The following is a 396-nucleotide window of genomic DNA, read 5'->3' on the forward strand; positions in this document are numbered from 1 at the left end:
ACGACTTTATCATTCAATTCAGTGGCAGGAATGAGTAGTTATGCATGGAGTGGACCAAATTCGTTCATTGTGAACACACAAAACCCAAACATCAGCAATGTGACCACCGCTGCAAATGGTACCTATACCTTGACTGTTACAAACGCAAATGGCTGTAGTGGGAGTGCGACCATAAGTGTGGCAATAAATGCTTTACCGATACCAAATCCGAGCTCAGACTCACCAAAATGTGTTGGTACGACTTTATCATTCAATTCAGTAGCAGGTATGAGTAGTTATGCATGGAGTGGACCAAATTCGTTTAGTTCTTCTATTCAGGATCCTAGTATCAGTAATGTCTCTATTGCTGCTAATGGTACTTATACACTCACTGTTAGCAATGCTAATGGATGTTCG

1 protein-coding gene is annotated in these 396 nt (G+C 41.2%); it reads left to right on the top strand.

From position 1 onward, the window contains the following. Positions 1-21 precede the first annotated feature (21 nt). Positions 22-396, top strand: a 375-nt coding sequence (locus EGI31_RS15265) for a PKD-like domain-containing protein (RefSeq protein ID WP_255038013.1), incomplete at its 3' end; no start/stop codon positions are given.

This window comes from Lacihabitans soyangensis (genome assembly GCF_024343775.1).
Lineage (GTDB): Bacteria > Bacteroidota > Bacteroidia > Cytophagales > Spirosomataceae > Leadbetterella > Leadbetterella soyangensis.